The following is a 14290-nucleotide window of genomic DNA, read 5'->3' as shown; positions in this document are numbered from 1 at the left end:
CCCTGTAGGAGCCGGCTTGCCGGCGAAGCTGTTCAGGCTCGTGGTTTCTCAGCAGGTTGCCACAACACTTCGGCCACACCTTGCCGGCGCCCGATGATCCGCGCCGCCACGAACAGCAGGTCCGACAAGCGGTTGATGTACGCCAACCCGACGCCCTCCAACGGCTCCACGGCATTCAGCTGCTGACAGCGCCGTTCCGCAGCCCGCGCCTGGCTTCGGCACACATGGGCCTGGGCCACCAGCGCCGAACCACTGGGCAGGATGAAGTTCTGCAGCGGCCCCAGTTCTTCGTTCCATAAGTCGATGGCCGCCTCCAGTCGTTCGACTTCCGCGACCTTCAGTGCCTGATAGCTGGGCATCGCCAGCTCGCCTCCGAAGTCGAACAAGCGGTGCTGACAGGGCGCCAGTACCTCGAACACCTCAGCCAGCCCGGCGTCGGACAGCCCCGCCAGCAGCACCCCGAGCTGGCTGTTGAGGCTGTCCACCTCGCCGATCGCCTCGATGCGGGGATGGTCCTTGGGCACCCGGCGACCATCGCCCAGTCCGGTTTCACCTTTGTCCCCGGTGCGGGTGTAGATCTTCGACAGGCGGTAGCCCATGTCATGCCTCCGTCTTGCTGGCGGCCGGCTGGCCGAGGGGCAGGCGCAGGGTGAAGCAGGTGCCCTGGCCGGGCGTGGACTGCACCTCCATCTGCCCCTTGTGGTTGTTGGTGATGATGAAGTACGAGACCGACAACCCCAGGCCCGTGCCCTGGCCGATCTCCTTGGTGGTGAAGAACGGTTCGAAAGTACGCTTGCGCACCCCCTCGGGCATGCCGATGCCGTTGTCCTCGACCTGGATCTCCGCCCACGGCGGGTTGAGCCGGGTGCGCAGGATGATCCGCCCAGGCTCGCTGGGCTGCGGGCGCTGGTGGATGGCCTGGGCGGCGTTCTTCAGCAGGTTGAGCAGTACCTGTTCGAGCTCGTTGGCGGTGCAGGGCACCGGCCCGAGCGTCGGGTCGAACTGGCGGACGATGGCCTGGCCCTTGAAGTCGAAGCCGATGGTCAGGTCGAAGTCGTTGCCGGCGATCTCCACCGCCTGGTCGATCAGTGCCGGCAGTTCGCAGGGTACCAACTGGCGGTTGCTGCGGCGGCTGAAACTGAGCATGTGGGTGACGATCTTCGCCGCCCGCGCACCGGCCTGCTGGATGCCGTCGAGCAATTTTGGCACTTCGCGGCTGTCCAGGTAGCGGTTGACGCTGGGCAGGTCGATGCCCAGCTCGGCGGCCTGTTCCTGGTTGCGTGCAAGTTCCGGTGACAGGCGCCTGCGGATGTTCTGCACGTTGTGCAGGATCGCCCCCAGCGGGTTGTTGATCTCGTGGGCCATGCCGGCGGCCAGCCCGCCGACCGAGAGCATCTTCTCCGACTGCACCATCATTTCTTCCAGCGACAGCCGCTGGGTGATGTCGTCGATGCGGATCACCACGCCGCGCCCGCCGCCGCCGGTCAGCGGGTAGAAGGTCAGGGCGTAGTGGCGCAGGTCATCGTCCTTGGGCCAGGTGATCCGCTCGATCTTTGCCACCCGGTGTTTCTCCACGCTTTCCTTGAGCTGCGGCAGGAACGGTTTGAGGGGCTCGAAGGCGAGGAAGATCGGCTGGTTCAGCGCTTCGTCCAGGGGCGTGCCGGAAAGCACCGTGGCCTCATGGTTCCACTGGGTGACATAGAGCTGCTCGTCGAGGGCGATCAGTGCCGAGGGCATGGAATCGATGATGCTGTTGAGGTAGTTCTGGAAGCCCGTGAGCTTTTTCTCGATCTTGCTGCGCACCTGGACTTCCAGTTCCAGCTTGCGGTTGGTGTGGCGGGTTTCCTCGGCCAGGCCCTGGGCCTGGTCGTAAGCCGACTGGAACTCGTCACGGGTGCGCTTGAGCTGCTGCTCGCGGGCCTCGATGCGCGAGAGCATGGTGTTGAATGCCTCGGCCAGGCTGCCGATTTCGTCGTCGTTGCCGCGTTTGGCGCGCAGGGCGTAGCTTTCTTCACGGGTAACCTGGCGCGTCAGTTCCTCGAGGCGGTTGATCGGCAGGGTGATCAGGCGCTTGATCTGGCGGGCGATGACCAGCCACAGCAGCACGCTGAACACCAGGATGGCCAGGCTGGCCGACAGAGTGCCGGTGTAGAACGCCGTGGGCAGTTCGCTGCTGGCCACCAGCAGCAGGTGCGCCGGCGGGCCGCCGTCACGGGGCAGGCGGATCAGCTGGGTGCTGCGAAACTCCGTGAGCCGCCAGCCGTCGATGTTGCGAAAGCGCTTGGGCAGGGTGAGCGTGTCGCCGTGCTGGAGCTGGGCGAGCTGATGCCCATCGCTGGCATAGATGGCGGCGGCGCGCAGTTGCGAGTAGCTGTCGAGTTCCTTGAGCAGCGCGTTGGCAGCCTCGGGTGAATCCCCGGCCTGCGAAGACAGCTGCGGGTTGGATACCAGCTTGCCGATGGTCTGCAGGGCTTGGGGTGCCATGCTGTCCTGGGTGATCCAGTAGGCGGCGCTGATGAATGCCAGGTTGGCCACCAGCAGGATGGTGACCAGCAGCACCAGCAGGGCCGCCAGCAGTTTCTGCCCGACCGGGAGGTTGTCCAGGCGTTGGCGCAGGGTCATGGGCAAGGCGATTTCCATCTCCGTTGGGTGGGTGGCATCAGGCGCTGGGCAGGTTGCGGGCCTTCAGGCTATCGACCAGGCGCTGGTGCAGGTGTTCCAGCCGGGGCACGTCCGCGCCGTGGCGCTCAGCGGCGCGGCAGGCATGGCCGAGCAGGTAGTGGACTTCGGTGCGCCGGCCATGGCGGACGTCCTGGTACATGGAAGAGTAGTTGGCCGCGGTGGCGAGGATGACCCGTTGCACTTCCTCGTGCAGGTCGTCGGCGGCCTTGGGCTGGCCGCAGCGACGCAACAGCTCGGCCAGTTCGTCGCACAGCCCGGTGACTTCGACCAGGTGCTCCAGCAGGCCGCCGTTGTGGCAGTCGTGCAACACGGTGAGTGGGTTGATCGCGCAGTTGAGCGCCAGTTTGCGCCATAGGCGGGGAAGGATGTCGACGGTCCATTCGGCAGGAATGCCAGCCTCGCGCATGTCATCGAACCATGTGGGCGTGGCGGGGTTGCCGGGGTCGCCCAGCCAGTTGAAGCCATGGCCGGCGAAACGCACCTGCCAGTCGGTTTCGCGGAACGCCCCTTCGGTGCTCGAGGCAAAGATGCAGCGGGCGTGGGGGACCTGCTCGGCCACTTCGTCCTGGCTGCCCAGGCCGTTCTGCAACAGCACAAGTTCCGCGCCATCGGCCAGGCGCGGGGCGAGATGGGCCACGGCGGGCGCGGCATCATAGGCTTTGCAAGCGACCAACAGGCGATGGATCGGGCCATTGGCGTCGCCGGTTTCGGCGGGTATCGCGTAATGGCTGGCGTGGTCCTGTTCGACCAGGGTCAGCCCACCTGCTGCTTGATAGGCGGCCAGGCGCTGCGGATCGCGCAGGATCAGGCGGACCGCCTTGCCGGCGCGGGCCAGGCGGCAGGCCCAGAGGCTGCCAAGGCTACCGGCGCCGAGAATGTGCCAGGTGCTGCTCATCTGCGTTTCGCAACCCGTTATAATGAGTCCGCATTTTAACCATCAATCCCGACGCGCTCCATCTTCAGACGAGCGCGCTTTCTTTTCTGGAGAACACCCATGCCTTCGTTCGACGTGGTATCGGAACTGGACAAGCACGAAGTGCAGAACGCTGTCGACAACGCCATCAAGGACCTCGATCGCCGCTACGACCTCAAAGGCAAAGGCAGCTTCGAGTTCAAGGACAAAGAGCAGACCGTGCTGCTGACCGCCGAAGAGGAGTTCCAGCTCGAAGCGATGCTGGAAATCCTGCGCCTGGCGCTGGTCAAGCGCAAGATCGACGTCAAATGCCTGGAAACCAAGGACCCCTACGCCTCGGGCAAGGAAAAGAAACAGGAAGCCACGTTCCGCGAAGGCATCGACAAGGACCTGGCCAAGAAGATCGTCGCCACCATCAAGGATGGCAAGCTCAAGGTCCAGGCCGCCATCCAGGGCGAGCAGGTGCGCGTGACCGGCAAGAAGCGTGACGACCTGCAGGAAGCCATCGCCCTGCTGCGTACCAAGGAATTCGACATGCCGCTGCAGTTCAACAACTTCCGCGACTGATCGTGCGCCGGCCCGGAACCTTGATGGCGTAGTGATGTCCATCGGGTCCCGGGCCGCTTTCGTTTCGCGGCCTGCTTCACTGTGTACGTGCCGCTCGGCATCAGGAGAAAAACATGGATTTGAACGCTGAAGTCGATCAGCTGGTTCGTCAATCGTAGACCTGGATCCCCTTGATCATGGAATACGGCAGCCGCCTTCTGCTGGCGCTGCTGACACTGGCCATCGGCTGGTGGATCATCAACAAGCTCAGCACCCGCCTGGGCAAGCTGGTCGGCCTGCGTGCCGATGCGGCGTTGCAGGGCTTCATCAGCTCCCTGGCCAATATCGTGCTGAAGGTGCTGCTGATGGTCAGCGTGGCTTCGATGATCGGTATCGAGACCACCTCGTTCGTCGCCGCCATCGGTGCCGCGGGCCTTGCCATCGGCCTGGCCTTGCAGGGCAGCCTGGCGAACTTCGCGGGTGGGGTGCTGATCCTGATGTTCCGTCCGTTCCGTATCGGCGACTGGATCGAAGCCCAGGGTGTCGCGGGCACCGTGGACAGCATCCAGATCTTCCATACCGTGGTGCGTACCGGTGACAACAAGACCGTGATCATGCCCAACGGCAGCCTGTCCAACGGCATCATCACCAACACCAACCGCCAGCCGACCCGCAAGGTCGTGTTCGACGTGGGTGTGGATTATGACGCCGACCTGCAGAAGGCGCGCAACGTGCTGCTGGAATTGGCCCAGGACCCGCGGGTCCTGCAGGACCCGGCACCGCAGGCGGTGGTATCCACGCTGGGTGACAGCTCCATCACCGTGTCGCTGCGTATCTGGGTCAAGACCCCGGATTACTGGGACGTGCTGTTCATGCTCAACGAGCATGCGCGTGACCGGCTCAAGGCCGAAGGGATCGACATTCCGTTCCCACAGCGGGTGATTCGCGTGGTGCAGGAAGCAGCCGTGCAGTAACGGCATGGCATCGTCGGGGGCCGCCACGCGCCCCTTCGCCGGCAAGCCGGCTCCTACCGGTCTGTGTAGGAGCCGGCTTGCCGGCGAAGGGGCGCGTGGCGGCCTCGTTGTTTTCCATCCCATTACACTTGTTCACAGCCAACCGCCCGGCACATCTGGCATATACCCTGACTCCACTGTCCACACCCGATAGCCATCATGAAACCTCTGCTGTACATCACCCCCCTGCGCGCCTTGCTGTTCGGCCTGACCCTGGCGCTGTTCGAGTTGCTGACCTACCTGGCCAGCGACGCGGTCATGCCGGCCATGCCGGTGGTGGTCGACGACCTCAAGGCCAGCCCTCAATACATTCCCCATGCCCTGAACCTGTACCTGTTGGGCGGCGTGGTCCTGCAATGGCTGATCGGCCCGCTGTCCGACCGCTTCGGCCGGCGGCCCTTGCTGTTGTCGGGGTGCGTGCTCTTCGGCGTGGCCTGCCTGGCGACCTTCTGGGCGAACGATATTGGTTTGTTCAACGTGTTGCGCCTGCTGCAGGGCATCGGCCTGGGCTTCGTGGTCACGGTCAGCTACCCGGCGTTGAACGAAGCGTTCAGCGAGGCCGACGCGGTGCGCATGATGGCCCTGCTGGCCAACATCGCCCTGCTATCGCCACTGCTGGGGCCGTTGGTCGGTACCTTGCTGCTGGAGTGGCTGGACTGGCGCTGGCTGTTCGTCGCATTTGCCGCAGGCGCGGTGTTGTGTTGGGTGCTGCTGTACCGGCTGATGCCCGAAACCCTGGGGGTGGAGCGCCGCGACGGCTCGCGCCTGCCGTTCACGCCGATCCACCTGCTGCCCTTGCTCGCCGGTTACGGCCAACTGCTGAGCAACCGCCGCTTCGTCGCCGGCAGTGCGGCACTGGGGCTGGTGGGCCTGCCGCTGATCGGCTGGATCGGCCTGTCGCCAGTGCTGTTGATCACCGACGAGGGCCTGAGCAGGATGGAATACGCCTTGTGGCAGCTGCCGGTGTTTGGCGGGCTGATCCTGGGCAACCTGATCATCAACCGCATTGCCGATCGCTATCCGCTGCCTGCACTGGTGCGTGGGGCGCTCCTGCCTTACCTGGCGGGCCTCGGCCTGATGCTCCTGGCGACCTGGCTCTGGCCGACGGTGCCCAGCGTGGTGGCCGGGATGTCGCTGTATGCGCTTGGCCTGGGCGTGGCCAACGCGGTGCTGTACCGCATGACGCTGTTCTCCAGCGAGCAGAGCAAGGGGCTGGTGTCGGCGATGCTGGGGATGATCACCATCGCCTTGCTGGGGTTGGGCGGCGCGGTGCTGGCGATGCTGGGTGCGGGAGCGAGCTTGATGCACTTTGCCCTGGGCGCAAGCGTGGCGGGCGCCCTGGCGCTGTGGCCGCTGTGGTTCGTGGTGGGCCGGCGGGCAGGGGAAGAGGCTGTCGCACAATAAGCGAGTTGGCCTGGTTCGCCGGCAAGCCGGCTCCTACCGATAGGCGATACCTGCAGGAGCCGGCTTGCCGGCGAAAAGGGGGCATGGCCCCCTTCGGTCAGCTTTGTTCAGCCGCGGGGCTCTGGACCGGTGCCTGCTTTCCCCGCCCGATCTCCTGGCGCCAGTGCAAGGCGATCAGCACCAGCGTTGGTACGCCCAGCAGGGCGGTGATCAGGAAGAAATCGTGATAGCCGAACTTTTCCACCATCACCCCTGAATAGCCGCCGATCAGGCGCGGCAACAGCAGCATGATCGAGCTGAGCAGGGCGTATTGCGTGGCCGAGAACTTCAAGTTGGTCAGGCTCGACAGGTAGGCGACGAACGCCGAGGTGGCCAGCCCGGAACTGAAGTTGTCCAGCGAGATGGTCACCACCAGCATTTCCAGGTTCGGACCCATGTCGGCCAGCATCAGGAACAGGATGTTGGTGGCCGCCGAGGCTGCGCCGCCGATGAACAGGATTGGCAGGATGCCGAAGCGCACGATCAGCAGGCCACCGGCACCAGCGCCGACCAGGGTCATGATCAGGCCGAAGATCTTGCTGACGCTGGCGATCTGGTCCTTGGTGAAGCCCATGTCGATGTAGAACACATTGGCCATTACGCCCATCACCGTGTCCGACATGCGGTACGTGGCGATCAGCCCGAGCAGCAGCAGGGCCTGCCAGCGGTAGCGGGTGATGAAGTCGTTGACTGGCGTGAGCACCGGTGCCAGGCCGCGACGACCCATGGACGACAGGCACAGCCAAGTCAGCAGTGCATAGAGGATCAGGCGCAGGAAGGCACGGTCCTCGAGCAGCAGGTCGAGCAGGGTCGAGTCGCCGAACACCACGCTGGCCCAGTCGGTGTTGTACATCTGGGTGAAGCTGGCGGGCACCGAGACCAGCAGGATGATCAGCACGAACACCGAAGCCAACTGGTGCATCAGCCCGTAGCGCGCCGCCGACAGCTGGGTGCGCAGGGGAACCGGAGGTTCACGCATCACCAGGGTGGTGAACAACGCCGGCAGCATCAGTACGCCGAACAGCACGTAGGTGCCGGTCCAGGCCTGGTGAAGGTAGCTGAAGCCTGTGGAGCCGAACCATTCGGCGAAGAACAGCGCGCCAGCGGTGGCCAGCAGCGCGGCAACCCGGTAGCCGGCCATGTAGCTGGCGGCAAGGGCGGCCTGACGTTGGTCGTCGGCGATCTCCAGGCGGTAGGCGTCGACGGCGATGTCCTGGGTGGCCGAGGCGAAAGCCACCAGTACGGCGAGAGCGATCAGCCACGACAGGTGCTTTTGCGGGTCGCAGAAGCCCATGCCGATCAAGCCCACCACCACCAGCCCCTGCGACAGCAGCAGCCAGGAGCGACGACGGCCCATGCCGCCGAGCAGTGGCAGGCGCCACTGGTCGAGCAGGGGCGACCACACCCACTTGAACGCATAGGCCAGGCCGATCAGGCTGGCGTAGCCGATGGTCTCGCGGGCCACGCCCGCCTCGCGCAACCACACCGACAGCGTCGAGAACACCAGCATGTAAGGCAGGCCGGCGGCGAATCCGAGCAGCAAAAGCACCAAGGTTGACGGGCTGGCATAGGCAGCGAGCGCAGCGCGCCAGGTTTTACGGGGCATGGGCCAACATCTGCCTCAAGTTAGCGAAAACAAAGCGCGCACTCTAACCGCTGTGCTCCATCGGGCGCCAGCCATGGCGCGCCATATCCACACGATTATTGGTCAGGTTGACGCCTTCTGCGCGCAATCGGGCGCGTTGTTCGTCGCCCGATGGCGTGCCCAGGGCCAGGCTCAACCGCCCGCCAGCGCCAAGCACCCGATGCCAGGGCAGGCGGGTGTCGGCGGGCAGTTGTCCGAGGGTGCGGCCTACCCAGCGTGCCGCGCGGCCGAGCCCCGCCAGTTCGGCGAGTTGGCCATAGCTGACCACCTTGCCCGGTGGGACTTGCCCCAGCACCGAATACAGGGCCGTTCGTCGGGCCTTGGCATTTTCGTGGCTGAGGGATGTGTCGCTGGACATCAGACGACTCCTGACCTGTGGATGAAAACGGATGAACGGTGGTGGGTAATGAGAATTGAACTCGTCGGCATGACCTCGGTCTGTCCTTGCTCAAGCCGTGTCGATCCGGATAATGCCCGGCTTTTTCGCCAAATCGAACCAGTAGTCCGCTTATGCATTCTAGAACCCTGCTGTGCCTCATCGCTGCCTCACTCTGCGCCCCGGCGCTCGCCGACACCGTATGGATGAAGAACGGAGACCGGCTCAGCGGCAAGATCAAGGTCTTCGACGGCGGCAAGCTGTTGCTGGAGACGCCTTATGGCGGCTCGATCGCGCTGGACTGGAAGCAGGTCAAGACGCTGGAGAGCGACCAGGAACTGCTGGTCAAGCAGGACGCCTACAGCGGCGAGAAAGCCAAGTCGCTCAAGGCCGCGGAGCCTGGCAAGGTGACGCTGGCCAACGGTGAGGCGCCCAAGACCGTCGAGCTGGCCAGTATCGAGCAGATCATGAAACCCCGGCCACTGGTCGAGGATTTCCTGTGGAAAGGCAATGTCGACGTGGCGATGGACTACAAGCGCGCCGAAACCAACAGCGACGACTACGACGTCAGCTTCAAGACCACTGCCCGCCATGGCCGCTGGCGACACAATGCTGAAGGCGAGTACAACCGCGAGACGAAGGACGAGGTCACCACCACCAACAACTGGAGCGCCGAGTACGCCCTGGACCGCTTCATCACCGACAAGTGGTTCTGGCAGGGCCGCCTGGAGTACAAGCGTGACCAGATCGAGGACCTGGCCCGCCAGCGCACCGTCGGTACCGGCCCGGGCTACCAGTTCTGGGACGATGAACTGGGCGCGTTCTCCCTGGGGTCGCTGATCAACCGCACCGATTTCGAATACCGCGACGGTGGCAAGGACAACTTCTATTCCGCCGCCGTGAAGTGGGATTACAACCGCTACCTGATCGGCAAGCGGGTGGAATTCTTCACCAATGGCGAGTTCGGCAAGCCGCTGGGGGGCGTTGCCGACTTCTCGCTGGATGCCGAGATGGGCCTGCGCTACAAGGTTACCGAATGGGCCTCGCTCAACCTCAAGGCCGAGAAGGACCTGATCAAGGGCACGCGGGACAGTGACCTGGACAAGACGCGCTATACCGCTGGGTTTGGCGTTACCTGGTAGGTTGCCGGGGGCGCGGTGCGCCCCATCGCCGGCAAGCCGGCTCCTACAGGTCCAAGGTAGGAGCCGGCTTGCCGGCGAACCGCGACCTCTGCAGATCCTGTGGCAGGGGAGGGTGATAATGCTTATCTTGTCATCCATCGAATCGCTGCCAGGAGCCCACGCCAGTGAGTACCAACGCCCTCCGCCCCGCCCGGGAACTGCTGCTCAAGGAATACCGCGGCGTGCTCTCGACCCACTCCAAGTCCATGCCCGGCTACCCCTTCGGTTCGGTGGTCCCGTACTGCCTGGATGCCGAGGGGCATCCGCTGATCCTCATCAGCCGTATCGCCCAGCACACCCACAACCTGCAGAAAGACCCCAAGTGTTCGCTGCTGGTGGGGGAGCGTGACGCCGAGGATGTCCAGGCGGTCGGCCGGCTGACGGTCATGGCCGAAGCGCACAAGCTGACCGACGAGGCGGCCATCGAAGCGGCGGCGGCACGCTACTACCGGTACTTTCCCGAGTCGGCGAACTACCACAAGGCCCACGATTTCGATTTCTGGGTACTTGAGCCGGTACGCCACCGCTACATCGGCGGCTTCGGTGCGATCCACTGGCTCGACCAGGTCACCCTGGCCAACCCCTTCGTTGGCAAGGTCGAAGCCAGCATGATCGAGCACATGAACAGCGATCATGCCAATGCCATCGCTCATTACATCGAGCTGACCGGCTTGCCGCGTACTGCATCGGCGGAAATGGTCGGAATCGACAGCGAGGGCATGCACCTGCGCATTGGCCAGGGGGTTCACTGGCTGGCGTTTCCGAACATTTGCAACACGCCGACACAAGTCCGCGAAGCCTTGGTGCTGCTGGCTCGCGCCGACCAATGGCCGGTTGCGACAGAGGTCGAGGGTTGAAAATTCGAGCCGGCGCATCCATTTGAGGTCTTACGGGAAGATTCTCTTCCGTCGAGGAATTCTGGATGCGTGCTTTTCTGTTGCTGTTTTTGATTTTTCCGGTGCTGGAGCTGTTCGTCTTCGTCAAGGTCAGCGCCGCCATCGGTTTCTTCCCGGCGTTGCTGCTGATCATCGCCGGTTCCGCCCTGGGTGTGCTGGTGATGCGCGTGGCCGGCCTGGCCACCGCCCTGCGTGCCCGTGAAAGCCTGCAGCGCGGCGAACTGCCCGCCGAGGACATGTTCCAGGGCCTGATGCTGGCCGTCGGTGGTGGCCTGCTGCTGCTGCCGGGCTTCATCAGCGACGTGCTGGGTGTGCTGTGCTTGTTGCCTTTCACCCGCCGCCTGGTGGCCGGCAAGCTGCGCCGCCGTGCCGAAGAGCAAACCTTGCGCCAGCGCGCGTTCCAGGATGACCCGTTCCAGGCCCAGCCGCGCGATGGCGGCCATCGCCCGAATGTGATCGAGGGCGAGTACGAGCGTCGCGACAAGTAACCCGCTACCGCGCCTTCAAAAATTTTTCCATTCAAAGCCTTGTAATTGATTTCACTGGCCTCATGTAGTGGTCACCGCAAGGTTTCCGGTGAGTTCACCGGGCATGACACACAGGGTTCGCCGAAGGCGGGCCCTGACCGGCAACGCCGGACCGAATCAACCCGCCGGTGCTGACACCGGCCGATGAAAACCACAATTTGGGAGAGATCGACAATGAAGCTTCGTCCTCTGCATGACCGCGTCGTCATCCGTCGCAGCGAAGAAGAATCGAAAACCGCTGGCGGTATCGTCCTGCCGGGTTCGGCCGCTGAAAAACCAAACCGCGGCGAAGTCGTCGCCGTCGGCACCGGTCGCATCCTGGACAACGGCGAAGTACGCGCGCTGGCCGTGAAAGTGGGTGACAAAGTGGTTTTCGGCCCTTACTCGGGCAGCAACACCGTGAAAGTCGACGGCGAAGACCTGCTGGTCATGGCCGAGAACGAAATCCTGGCCGTCATCGAAGGCTGATTTCCCCCCGACTTCCCGTTATTCCAAAGAATTCCAAGGATTAAACGATCATGGCTGCTAAAGACGTAAAATTCGGCGATTCCGCCCGTAAGAAAATGCTGGTTGGTGTCAACGTTCTGGCTGACGCGGTAAAAGCGACCCTGGGCCCGAAAGGCCGTAACGTGGTCCTGGCCAAGAGCTTCGGCGCGCCGACCATCACCAAGGACGGCGTTTCCGTCGCCAAAGAAATCGAGCTGAAAGACGCCTTCGAGAACATGGGCGCCCAGCTGGTCAAGGAAGTTGCATCCAAGGCCAACGACGCTGCCGGCGACGGCACCACCACCGCTACCGTCCTGGCCCAGGCCATCGTCAACGAAGGCCTGAAAGCCGTCGCTGCCGGCATGAACCCGATGGACCTGAAGCGCGGCATCGACAAGGCCACCGCCGCCATCGTCGCCGAGCTGAAAAACCTGTCCAAGCCATGCGCCGACTCCAAGGCCATCGCCCAGGTAGGCACCATCTCCGCCAACTCCGACAACTCCATCGGTGAAATCATCGCCGAAGCCATGGAAAAAGTCGGTAAAGAAGGCGTGATCACCGTTGAAGAAGGCTCGGGCCTGGAAAACGAACTGTCCGTCGTAGAGGGCATGCAGTTCGATCGCGGCTACCTGTCGCCCTACTTCGTCAACAAGCCGGACACCATGGTTGCCGAGCTGGAAGGCCCGCTGCTGCTGCTGGTCGACAAGAAGATCTCCAACATCCGCGAACTGCTGCCAGTGCTGGAAGCCGTTGCCAAGGCCGGCCGTCCGCTGCTGATCGTTGCCGAAGACGTCGAAGGCGAAGCCCTGGCGACCCTGGTCGTCAACAACATGCGCGGCATCGTCAAGGTTGCAGCGGTCAAGGCACCTGGCTTCGGCGACCGCCGCAAGGCCATGCTGCAGGACATCGCCACCCTGACCGGCGGCCAGGTCATCTCCGAGGAAATCGGCCTGTCCCTGGAAACCGCCACCCTGGAGCACCTGGGTAACGCCAAGCGCGTCATCCTGTCCAAGGAAAACACCACCATCATCGACGGCGCTGGCGCCGACGGCGACATCGAAGCACGCGTCAAGCAGATCCGTGCCCAGATCGAAGAAACCTCTTCGGACTACGACCGTGAGAAGCTGCAAGAGCGCCTGGCCAAACTGGCTGGCGGTGTTGCCGTGATCAAGGTCGGTGCCGGCACCGAAGTCGAGATGAAAGAGAAGAAAGCCCGCGTTGAAGACGCCCTGCACGCTACCCGCGCAGCCGTCGAAGAAGGCGTGGTGCCTGGCGGTGGCGTGGCCCTGGTTCGCGCCCTGGCTGCCATTGCCGACCTCAAAGGCGACAACGAAGAGCAGAACGTCGGTATCGCCCTGCTGCGTCGCGCCGTCGAAGCGCCGCTGCGCCAGATCACTGCCAACGCCGGCGACGAGCCAAGCGTTGTTGCTGACAAGGTCAAGCAAGGTTCGGGCAACTTCGGTTACAACGCCGCTACCGGCGAGTACGGCGACATGATCGAGATGGGCATCCTGGACCCAGCCAAGGTCACTCGTTCGGCCCTGCAAGCCGCAGCTTCGATCGGCGGTCTGATGATCACCACCGAAGCCATGGTTGCCGACCTGCCGGAAGACAAGCCAGCTGCTGGCATGCCTGACATGGGCGGCATGGGTGGCATGGGCGGCATGATGTAAGCCAGCCTTACCCCCTGCTACAAAAAAGCCCCGCCTAGTGCGGGGCTTTTTGTTGGCGTCCAACCCCTCGCGGATGAATCCGCCCCTGTAGGAGCGGATTCATCCGCGATCAGGCGACGCTATTCTGCGGCGCTGCCGCAACCGCCACACCCCGGCGATACAACACCAGGTAATACGACCCCAACCCGATCAACCAGCAGAACACCGCCGTCCACACGTTGTGCGACAAGAAGTGCGCCCCCTGCATCATCCGCCCGACCGACAACACCGAGCCAGCCACGAACGCCAGCGCCAGGGCCGCCCGTGCCAGGCGCGGGCGCCGGTCACGCAGCATGAAGAACAGGCCGAACAGGCAGAACCCGGTTGCCGCATGGCCACCCGGCCAGCACAGCCCGGGTTTGTCGGTGGGCGGGCGCGGTTCCAGCAACTTGCTGTAGGTTTCCTTGCCACCATACTGGGTCAGGCTCCAGGGGCACTGTACCTGGGTCACCTTCTTCAAGGGCGTGACAAAGGCCGTCGACAGTCCCAGCGCCAGTACCAGGCAGCCCAGTTCGCGGCGCCAGCCGAACAGCCGCTTCCAGAAGAAGCTCGCGGCGAACCCGGCCACGGCGATCAGCCCAAAGGCAATCACCCCTTGCTTGACGCGGTCGTGCAGTACGGTCTCCAGCAGGTAGCTGTGACGGCCGATGAATTCACCGGCGGCCTGGTCGAAGAACAGGTCGGCCACGTCCAGGTCCAGCGAGGTCCATTCGAGCAGGATCAGGGCCACGGCCGTGATGAAAGGAATGCCCAGGTACAGCCACGGGTTGATCGGGCGAGGGCGGAGGGTTTCCGGCATGACAGCTCCAGAGGACTGAAAAAGACCGGGCATTGTCGGGCGCCCGCTATCCTGTGTCCGTGAAGGATCAG

At 63.9% G+C, this 14290-nt stretch carries 14 protein-coding genes; 8 read left to right on the top strand and 6 right to left on the bottom strand.

Annotated features, from left to right (window positions below):
• Positions 1 to 32 precede the first annotated feature (32 nt).
• The 3 genes from NGM28_RS16145 to NGM28_RS16135 are packed head-to-tail and all read right to left on the bottom strand — an operon-like array spanning position 33 to position 3577.
• Positions 33 to 599 carry a cob(I)yrinic acid a,c-diamide adenosyltransferase gene (locus tag NGM28_RS16145; RefSeq protein WP_252090755.1) on the bottom strand — a complete coding sequence of 189 codons (567 nt, stop codon included), beginning with the start codon at positions 597 to 599 and terminating at the stop codon, positions 33 to 35.
• Between the two features lies 1 nt (position 600).
• Complete coding sequence (locus tag NGM28_RS16140; RefSeq protein WP_240065914.1) at positions 601 to 2622, bottom strand: ATP-binding protein; 2022 nt, start codon at positions 2620 to 2622, stop codon at positions 601 to 603.
• 37 nt (positions 2623 to 2659) lie between these two features.
• On the bottom strand, positions 2660 to 3577 hold the full coding sequence (locus NGM28_RS16135) for a putative 2-dehydropantoate 2-reductase (protein ID WP_252090754.1): 918 nt from the start codon (positions 3575 to 3577) through the stop codon (positions 2660 to 2662).
• A 99-nt stretch (positions 3578 to 3676) separates the two neighbouring features.
• On the opposite strand from NGM28_RS16135, the gene NGM28_RS16130 reads away from it, so the two are divergent.
• From NGM28_RS16130 to NGM28_RS16120, 3 genes are all read left to right on the top strand, one after another.
• Positions 3677 to 4162 carry a YajQ family cyclic di-GMP-binding protein gene (locus NGM28_RS16130; RefSeq protein ID WP_252090753.1) on the top strand — a complete coding sequence of 162 codons (486 nt, stop codon included), beginning with the start codon at positions 3677 to 3679 and terminating at the stop codon, positions 4160 to 4162.
• A gap of 164 nt (positions 4163 to 4326) precedes the next feature.
• On the top strand, positions 4327 to 5115 hold the full coding sequence (locus NGM28_RS16125; RefSeq protein WP_252090758.1) for a mechanosensitive ion channel family protein: 789 nt from the start codon (positions 4327 to 4329) through the stop codon (positions 5113 to 5115).
• A 198-nt stretch (positions 5116 to 5313) separates the two neighbouring features.
• Positions 5314 to 6558: an MFS transporter gene (locus NGM28_RS16120; RefSeq protein ID WP_252090752.1), complete on the top strand. Its 1245-nt coding sequence runs from the start codon at positions 5314 to 5316 to the stop codon at positions 6556 to 6558.
• Between the two features lie 97 nt (positions 6559 to 6655).
• Here NGM28_RS16120 and NGM28_RS16115 read toward each other — a convergent pair whose 3' ends face one another.
• A complete protein-coding gene (locus tag NGM28_RS16115; protein ID WP_240065491.1) occupies positions 6656 to 8203 on the bottom strand; it encodes an AmpG family muropeptide MFS transporter in 1548 nt (515 codons plus the stop codon).
• Positions 8204 to 8246: 43 nt separating this feature from the next.
• On the bottom strand, positions 8247 to 8600 hold the full coding sequence (locus tag NGM28_RS16110) for an MGMT family protein (RefSeq protein WP_252090751.1): 354 nt from the start codon (positions 8598 to 8600) through the stop codon (positions 8247 to 8249).
• Positions 8601 to 8752: 152 nt separating this feature from the next.
• Here NGM28_RS16110 and NGM28_RS16105 point away from each other — a divergent pair, with 152 nt between their 5' ends.
• The 5 genes from NGM28_RS16105 to groL all read left to right on the top strand — a co-directional run bounded on the left by NGM28_RS16105 (position 8753) and on the right by groL (position 13381).
• Complete coding sequence (locus NGM28_RS16105) at positions 8753 to 9760, top strand: DUF481 domain-containing protein (protein ID WP_240065493.1); 1008 nt, start codon at positions 8753 to 8755, stop codon at positions 9758 to 9760.
• 164 nt (positions 9761 to 9924) lie between these two features.
• Entirely contained in the window at positions 9925 to 10656 is a 732-nt protein-coding gene (locus NGM28_RS16100) for a HugZ family pyridoxamine 5'-phosphate oxidase (protein ID WP_240065494.1), read from the top strand.
• Positions 10657 to 10721: 65 nt separating this feature from the next.
• On the top strand, positions 10722 to 11183 hold the full coding sequence (locus tag NGM28_RS16095; protein ID WP_011535515.1) for an FxsA family protein: 462 nt from the start codon (positions 10722 to 10724) through the stop codon (positions 11181 to 11183).
• Positions 11184 to 11396: 213 nt separating this feature from the next.
• Positions 11397 to 11690 (top strand): co-chaperone GroES, encoded by a 294-nt coding sequence (locus NGM28_RS16090; RefSeq protein ID WP_003260750.1) that lies wholly within the window; start codon positions 11397 to 11399, stop codon positions 11688 to 11690.
• 50 nt (positions 11691 to 11740) lie between these two features.
• Positions 11741 to 13381 carry a chaperonin GroEL gene (groL, locus tag NGM28_RS16085; protein WP_011535514.1) on the top strand — a complete coding sequence of 547 codons (1641 nt, stop codon included), beginning with the start codon at positions 11741 to 11743 and terminating at the stop codon, positions 13379 to 13381.
• 109 nt (positions 13382 to 13490) lie between these two features.
• Here groL and NGM28_RS16080 read toward each other — a convergent pair whose 3' ends face one another.
• Positions 13491 to 14219, bottom strand: a complete 729-nt coding sequence (locus NGM28_RS16080; RefSeq protein ID WP_252090750.1) for a phosphatase PAP2 family protein — start codon at positions 14217 to 14219, stop codon at positions 13491 to 13493.
• Positions 14220 to 14290 lie beyond the last annotated feature (71 nt).

The sequence above is a fragment of the Pseudomonas sp. MWU13-3659 genome, from assembly GCF_023757525.1.
In the GTDB taxonomy this organism is placed as follows: Bacteria; Pseudomonadota; Gammaproteobacteria; order Pseudomonadales; family Pseudomonadaceae; genus Aquipseudomonas; species Aquipseudomonas entomophila_E.
This window is presented reverse-complemented; position numbering and strand designations above follow the sequence as displayed.